5 protein-coding genes are annotated in these 7734 nt (G+C 72.9%); 4 read left to right on the forward strand and 1 reads right to left on the reverse strand.

All coding sequences use genetic code 11. The features are described 5' to 3' along the window. The 3 genes from ACPCK6_RS28785 to ACPCK6_RS28795 all read left to right on the forward strand — a co-directional run. Positions 1-2309, forward strand: a 2309-nt coding sequence (locus tag ACPCK6_RS28785; RefSeq protein WP_423482772.1) for a type I polyketide synthase, incomplete at its 5' end; no start/stop codon positions are given. Between the two features lie 70 nt (positions 2310-2379). After that, complete coding sequence (gene mhpA / locus ACPCK6_RS28790; RefSeq protein ID WP_423482773.1) at positions 2380-3942, forward strand: bifunctional 3-(3-hydroxy-phenyl)propionate/3-hydroxycinnamic acid hydroxylase MhpA; 1563 nt, start codon at positions 2380-2382, stop codon at positions 3940-3942. 29 nt (positions 3943-3971) lie between these two features. Then, the gene (locus ACPCK6_RS28795; protein ID WP_396884190.1) at positions 3972-4859 is read left to right on the forward strand and encodes a class I SAM-dependent methyltransferase; all 888 of its coding nucleotides are present in this window, start codon (positions 3972-3974) and stop codon (positions 4857-4859) included. A gap of 70 nt (positions 4860-4929) precedes the next feature. On the opposite strand, the gene ACPCK6_RS28800 is transcribed toward ACPCK6_RS28795, so the two are convergent. After that, entirely contained in the window at positions 4930-5691 is a 762-nt protein-coding gene (locus ACPCK6_RS28800; RefSeq protein ID WP_423482774.1) for a thioesterase II family protein, read from the reverse strand. Between the two features lie 285 nt (positions 5692-5976). Here ACPCK6_RS28800 and ACPCK6_RS28805 point away from each other — a divergent pair. Further along, on the forward strand, positions 5977-7734 hold a 1758-nt coding region (locus tag ACPCK6_RS28805), incomplete at its 3' end, for a type I polyketide synthase (protein WP_423482775.1).

Consider the following 7734-nt stretch of genomic DNA (forward strand, 5'->3'; position numbering starts at 1 on the left):
AGCTGCCCGCACCGCCCGCCGCCGCGTGGCGGTTGGACGCGCCGGTGCGCGGCAGCCTGGAGAACCTCACCCTGGTCGCCACCGACGCCGCCGACGCCGCGCTCGGCCCCCGCGAGGTCCGGGTCCGCGTCCGCGCCGCCGGCCTCAACTTCCGCGACGTGCTCAACGCGCTCGGCCTCTACCCGGGCGACGCGGGCCCGCTCGGCGGCGAGGGCGCCGGCGAGGTCGTCGAGGTCGGCACCGAGGTGACCGACCTGCGCCCCGGCGACCGCGTCTTCGGCGTCTTCGTGGGCTGCTTCGGACCCGTAGCGGTCACCGACCGCCGCCTGCTGGCCCCGATGCCGGCCGGCTGGTCGTACGTCGAGGCCGCGTCCGTGCCGGTGGTCTTCCTGACCGCGTACCACGGGCTGGTCAACCTGGCCGGGCTCACCCGGGGCGAGTCGGTGCTGGTGCACGCGGCGGCCGGCGGCGTCGGCATGGCCGCCGTGCAGCTCGCCCGCCACCTCGGGGCCGAGGTGTACGCCACCGCCAGCCCCGCCAAGTGGGACGCCCTGCGCGCGCTCGGTCTCGACGAGGAGCACCTGGCCTCGTCCCGGACCCTCGACTTCGAGACCCGCTTCACCGACGCCACCGGCGGCCGGGGCGTGGACGTCGTGCTGGACTCGCTGGCCCGCGAGTTCGTCGACGCCTCGCTGCGGCTGCTGCCGCGCGGCGGGCGGTTCGTCGAGATGGGCAAGACCGACATCCGCGACGCCGCCCGCGTCGCCGTCGACCATCCGGGGGTGGCCTACACCGCCTTCGACCTGACCCTGCAGGAGCCCGACGAGGTGCAGCGCATGCTGGCCGTTCTGCTGGGGCTCTTCGAACGGGGGACGCTCACCCCGCTGCCCACCCAGGTGTGGGACGTCCGCCAGGCGCCGGAGGCGTTCCGGCACGTCAGCCAGGCCCGGCACGTCGGCAAGGTGGTGCTCACCATGCCCCGGGCGTGGAACCCCGACGGCACGGTGCTGCTGACCGGCGGCACCGGAACCCTGGGCCGGCTGGTCGCCCGGCGGCTGGTCGAGACGCACGGCGTACGGCGGCTGCTGCTGGTCAGCCGCCGCGGCGAGCGGGCCCCCGGCGCGACCGAGGCGCTCGACGAACTGCGGGCCCTGGGGGCCGAGGCCACGGTGGTGGCGGCCGACGTGTCCGACCGCGACAACCTCGCCGGGGTGCTGGCGGCGGTACCGGAGCGGCACCCGTTGACCGCCGTCGTGCACCTCGCCGGGGTGCTCGACGACGGGGTGGTCACCGCCCTCACCCCGCAGCGCGTCGACACGGTCTTCGCGCCGAAGCTCGACGCCGCGTGGCACCTGCACGAGCTCACCCGCCACCTCGACCTCGCCGGGTTCGTGCTCTTCTCCTCCGGCGCCGGAGTCTTCGGCGTCCCCGGTCAGGCCAACTACGCGGCGGCCAACGCGTTCCTCGACGCGCTCGCCCTGGCCCGCCGTGCGGAGGGGCTGCCGGGCCGGTCGTTCGCCTGGGGGCTGTGGGAGCAGGCCAGCGAGATGACCGCCAAGCTGGACCGGACCGATCCCCGGATCACCGCCCGGGACGGGCAGCTCGCCATCCCGTCCGAGCTGGGGATGGCCCTGTTCGACGCGGGCCTGCGGCTGGCCGAGCCGGTGCTGGTGCCGACGAGGATCGACGTCGCCGCGCTCGGCGAGCGGGCCGAGCGGCCCCCGGCGCTGCTGCGCGGGCTGCTGCGCCGGGAGCGGCCGACGGCGCGGGCGGCCACCCCGGCCGGCGGCGGGCGCACGCTCGCCGACGAGCTGGCGGCGCTGGACGGGCCCGAGCGCCACACCCTCGTGGTCGACCTGGTACGCGAGCAGGCGGCGAGCGTGCTCGGGCACGGCAGCCGGGTGGCGGTGGCCCCGGGCCGGGCGTTCAGCCAGATCGGCTTCGACTCGCTGACCGCTGTCGAGCTGCGCAACCGGCTGACCACGGTCACCGGCCTGCGTCTGCCGGCCACGCTGATCTTCGACTACCCGGATCCGAACGAGCTGGCCACGTACCTGGTGTCCGAGCTGGCGCCGGACACCGGACCGGCGGCCCCGCCGGTCCTCGCGGACCTGGAGAACCTGGAGCGCTCGCTGACCGAGGCCACTGTGGAACCGGAGCTGCACGACCAGATCGGGTCGCGCCTGGAGGTGCTGATCGCCAAGTGGCGGACGATGCGCGCCGGCACGGGCGGCGATCCCGACCTCGATCTCGAACTGGCCAGCGACGACGACCTGTTCGACCTCATCGACTCCGAACTCGGTATCTGATGGCCGTCCGGCCGCCCCGCACGCCGCAAGCCGACCCCGTGTCCGACCGACCTCTGAGGAACCGATACCGATGCTGACGACCGACGTCCTGATCGTAGGCTACGGCCCCGTCGGTGAGATGCTCACGATCCTGCTGGCGCAGCGAGGGCTCACCGTCACGGCGGTCGAGCGGTGGGCCACCCCGTACAACTTCCCCCGCGCGGTGTCGTACGACGGGGAGGCGAGCCGTGTGCTGGCCGCCGCCGGCGTCGCCGACCGGCTCGGGCCGGTGGTGGAGTCGTCCGGCGAGTACACCTTCAAGAACGGCTTCGGCCGGACCCTGCTGCACGTCAAGGTCACCGGCGACGGCCCGATGGGCTGGCCCGACTCGGTCTCGTTCTACCAGCCGGGACTGGAGGCGCTGCTCGCCGAGCGGGGCGCGGAGCTGCCGGGTGTCACGGTGCTGCGCCCGTACCAGGTGACGGGCCTGGTCGAGCACGACGACCGGGTCGAGGTGACCATCGCCGGCCCGGACGGTGAGGAGGTCCGCGCGGCCCGCTGGGTCATCGGCTGCGACGGGGCCAACAGCTTCGTGCGGGAGCACCTGGGCAGCGGCGTCACCGACCTCGGCTTCACGTACGACTGGCTGGTCTGCGACGTGGTCCCGCACGAGGCCCGCGAGTTCAAGCCGAACAACCTGCAGGTCTGCGACCCGGCGCGGCCCCGCACGGCCGTGTCGGCCGGCCCGGGGCACCGGCGGTGGGAGTTCATGCGGGTGCCGGGGGAGAGCCGCGAGGAGTTCGAGAGCGCCGCCAGCGTGTGGCGGCTGCTCGGCCTCTTCGACATCACCCCCGACAACGCCACCCTGGAGCGGTACGGCGTCTACACCACCCAGGCATGCTCGGCCGGGCGCTGGCGTTCCGGGCGGATCCTGCTCGCCGGCGACGCGGCGCACGTGATGCCGCCGTTCATGGGGCAGGGGATGAGTTCGGGCTTCCGCGACGCCCTCAACCTCGCCTGGAAGCTCGACCTGGTGCACCGCGGCCTCGCCGACGAGGCCCTGCTGGACACCTACCAGGAGGAGCGCTGCGCGCACGTGCAGCACGCCATCCGGATGTCCATGGACTCGGGCACGGTGATCTGCGAGACCGACCGCGCCGCCGCGGCCGGCCGCGACGCCGCGATGCTCGCCGAGCTGCGCCGGCGTACCGCCCGCCCGCGTACCCGGTCCCTGCTGGAGCCCCTGTCCGGCGGGATCCTGCACAGCGGCTGCGAGGCCGCCGGCGCCCCGATGCCGCAGGGCCGCGTCGAGGTCGACGGCCGCGCCGGGCTCTTCGACGAGGTCGTCGGCACCGGATTCGTCCTGCTCTGCGCCGAGGACCCCGACGACCTGCTCGACGCCGACGCCCGGGCCTTCCTGGACGCGCTCGGCACGCGGGTCGTCCGGATCGTTCCCGCCGGCGCGCCCGTACCCGGATCCGGCGCCGCGCCGACCGCCTTCGACCTCGACGACGTGTACCTGCCCCACCTCAAGCGGTACGACGCGGTGGCGGTGCTCGTCCGGCCCGACTTCTACGTCTTCGGCACCGCCACCGACCCGGCCGTCGTGCCCGCGCTCGTCGAGGATCTGCGCCGGCAGATCCGGCGCGGCTGATCGGCATCCACCCACCGGAAGGAACCGACATGTTCGAGAACCTGAAGATCGCCGGCCGGGCGATCCGCACGGTCTTCACCGCCGACCCCATCACCCGGGTCCGGCGCTTCTACGAGATCCAGTCACCCGACGTGGAGTTCGCGGCCCGCCGTACCCACTACATGAACGTGGGCTACTGGTCCGACGGGGTCACCGACATCGACACGGCCGCCGACGCGCTGGCCGACAAGCTGGCCGACGCCGCCGGGCTCAAGCCGGACGACACCGTGCTCGACGTCGGCTTCGGCTACGGGGACCAGGACTTCAAGTGGCTGCGGGAGCGCCAGGTCGCCAAGGTGTACGGCCTGAACATCACCCCGCACCACGTCGAGGCGGCACAGCGCCGGGCGCAGGAGGAGGGGCTCGCCGACCGGACCGACTTCCGGCTCGGCAGCGCCACCGAACTGCCCTTCGGGGACAACACCTTCGACCGGGTCGTCGCCCTGGAGTCCGCCTTCCACTTCTACCCGCGCAGCGCGTTCTTCGCCGAGGCGCTGCGGGTGCTGCGCCCGGGCGGCGTGCTCGCCACGGCCGACATCATCCCGGTCAGCGGCGACGTCGTCCGCGCCGCCATCCAGTCCGGCCCGCTGAGCTTCGTCAAGTTCAGCATCCCGAAGGAGAACTGGCACGACCGGGACACGTACCGGCAGCAGTTGGTCGAGGCCGGCTTCGCCAACCCGGAGGTCCGTTCGATCAAGGAGCAGACCTGGGAGGGCTGGCGGGCGTACATGGCCGAGCGGACCAACGACCCCGCGTTCCGGGCCGTCGTCAAGCCGGCCGTCCGCAAGAGCATGGCGGCCCACTGGAAGAACCAGGACCTCATGAAGCGTGAGCTGGCGCAGATGGACTACGTGATCGCGGTCGGCCACAAGCGGTGACACCGCGCACGGACGAGGGGCCCGCCGACCGGTCGTTACGACCGGCGGACGGGCCCCTCGTCCGGTGGGATCAGACCGCCGACGCCGCGCTCAGTGCCGTCGAGATGGCCCGCAGGATCGCCGGCTGGTGCTCGGCGAGGAAGAAGTGCCCGCCCGGGTAGACCTTCAGGTCGAACGCCGCGGTGGTGTGGTCCGACCACGCCCGGGCCTCCTCGACAGTCGTCTTCGGGTCGTCGTCACCGGTGAGGACGGTGATCGGGCAGCTCAGCGGCGGCCCCGGCCGGTAGGTGTACCGCTCGGCGGCCCGGTAGTCGTTGCGGATCGCCGGCAACGCGGCGCGCAGCATCTCCGGATCCCCGAGGACGGCGGAGTTGGTGCCGCTCAGCTTCCGGACGTCGGCCAGCAGCCCCTCGTCGTCGAGCAGGTGCACCGTCTCGTGCCGTGACTTCGACGGCGCCCGGCGCCCGGAGGCGAACAGGTGCGCGACGCTGCCACCGTCCTGCTCGATGAGCCGGGCGAGTTCGAAGCCGAGGCTGGCCCCCATGCTGTGCCCGAAGATGGCCAGCGGCTCGTCCCGCCAGGGCCGCAGCACGGTGAACACCTCGCGCGCGAGGTCGTGGATGTCGCCGATGCACTTCTCGTGGCGCCGGTCCTGCCGCCCCGGGTACTGGATCGACAGCACCTCCACGGCGGGGGAGAGCGCGCGGGACACCGGGAAGTAGAAGCTTGCCGACCCGCCGGCGTGGGGCAGGCACACCAACCGCCTCGCGCCGCCCGGAGCGGGGTGGAAGCGTCGCACCCACAAGCCGTTGTCGGTATCTGGCGTCGTCATCCTCTGGTGGTCCTTCCGGCGGCTGCGGTTGCCGACCGGATCGGCGCGGACCCGGTCGAGGCGACGCTAGTGCGACGGGTCGGGACCGGACACCCCTAGCTGGTCGGTTGCCTGGTTAGGGGTTGTCCGCGCTCGCGCGCAACCAATAACTTCTCCCGGCAGATGGGGATCTGCGTGGCTCTCGGCCGAGCGAGCCGAACGACAGATACAGGTGTCGCCTGAGACTTCTGCGCATTCGTACCGTCGCTTACGTCGAGTCTCCGCCGTGAATCGCGATGGGCTGGGTTGATGGACACCGAAGAGAAGCTCCGGGAGTACCTGAAGAGAGTCACCGCCGACCTGCGGCGGACCCGGCAACGGCTCCGGGACGTCGAGGCCGACGCGCAGCAGCCCATCGCGATCGTCGGCATCGGCTGCCGGTTCCCCGGCGGGGTACGCACCGCCGAGGAACTGTGGGATCTCGTCGCGTCCGGCGGTGACGCGATCGCCTCCTTCCCCACCGACCGCGGCTGGGATCTCGACGCGCTCTACGACCCGGAGCGGTCCCGGCCGGGCACCTCCTCGGTCCGTGAGGGCGGATTCGTGGCCGACGCCGCCGAGTTCGACCCTCGGCTGTTCGGGGTCTCGCCGCGCGAGGCCCTCGCCATGGACCCGCAGCAGCGGCTGCTGCTGCAGACCTCGTGGGAGGCCGTCGAGACGGCGGGGATCGACCCCACAAGCCTGAAGGGCGCCCGGGTCGGGGTCTTCGCCGGCATGACCCACAGCGGGTACGCCCACCCACCGGAGACCCCGCCGGCGGGCGTGGAGGACTACCTCGGTCTCGGCAACGCGGGCAGCATCGCCTCGGGCCGGGTGGCGTACTCGTTCGGGTTCGAGGGGCCGGCGGTGACTGTGGACACGGCGTGTTCGTCGTCGCTTGTGGCGTTGCACCTGGCGGTGCAGGCGCTGCGGTCGGGGGAGTGCGATCTCGCGCTGGCCGGCGGCGTGACGGTGATGCCCACTCCCGCGGTGTTCGTCGACTTCACCCGGCAGGGCAACCTGTCCCCGGTGGCCCGGTGCCGGGCGTTCGCCGACGCGGCGGACGGCACGGCGCTCGCCGAGGGGGTCGGTGTGCTGCTGGTGCAGCGGTTGTCGGATGCGCGGCGCGACGGGCGCCGGGTTCTGGCGGTGGTGCGGGGTTCGGCGGTGAATCAGGATGGTGCGTCGAACGGGTTGACGGCGCCGAACGGCCCCTCGCAGCAGCGGGTGATCCGGCAGGCGCTGGCGAACGCCCGGCTGGGCGTCGCCGACGTGGATGTGGTGGAGGCACACGGCACGGGTACGACGTTGGGTGATCCGATCGAGGCGCAGGCGTTGCTGGCGACGTACGGGCAGGGTCGGGATGTGCCGCTGTTGCTCGGCTCGGTGAAGTCGAACATCGGTCATACGCAGGCGGCTGCGGGGGTGGCCGGGATCATCAAGATGGTCTTGGCGATGCGGCATGGGGTGGTGCCGGCGTCGTTGCACGTGGATATGCCGTCGTCGCATGTGGACTGGTCGTCGGGTGCGGTCGAGCTGGTGACGGCCTCGCGTGAGTGGCCGGGCGTGGGGCGGCCTCGGCGTGCGGGTGTGTCGTCGTTCGGCATCTCGGGGACCAATGCGCACGTGATTGTGGAGCAGCCGGAGGCCGAAGCCGATCTCGAGCCCGTCGCGGTGCCGGTGGGTGTGCCGGTGCCGTGGGTGGTGTCGGGGCGTTCGGAGCGGGCTCTGGTGGGTCAGGCGTCGCGGTTGGCGTCGTTCGTGCGGGGTCGGTCCGGCCTTGCGGTGGCTGATGTGTCGTGGTCGTTGGTGAGGTCGCGGGCGGCGTTGGAGTATCGGGCGGTGGTGTGGGGTTCGTCGGTGGACGAGCTGGTGGCGGGTCTGTCGGCGGTGGCCGAGGGCGGGTCGGTGGTGTCGGGTGTGGTGTCGGCGGGTCGTCGGGCGGTGTTGTTCACGGGTCAGGGTTCGCAGCGTGCGGGTATGGGTCGGGAGCTGTACGAGGCGTTCCCGGTGTTCGCGCAGGCC

It is taken from the genome of Micromonospora sp. AB353, assembly GCF_049538395.1.
GTDB lineage: Bacteria > Actinomycetota > Actinomycetes > Mycobacteriales > Micromonosporaceae > Micromonospora > Micromonospora aurantiaca.

Coding starts and splice junctions, on each gene's coding strand:
- mhpA (WP_423482773.1), top strand. CDS start 2,380: ATGCTGACGACCGACGTCCTGATCGTAGGCTACGGCCCCGTCGGTGAG.
- ACPCK6_RS28800 (WP_423482774.1), bottom strand. CDS start 5,691: ATGACGACGCCAGATACCGACAACGGCTTGTGGGTGCGACGCTTCCAC.
- ACPCK6_RS28795 (WP_396884190.1), top strand. CDS start 3,972: ATGTTCGAGAACCTGAAGATCGCCGGCCGGGCGATCCGCACGGTCTTC.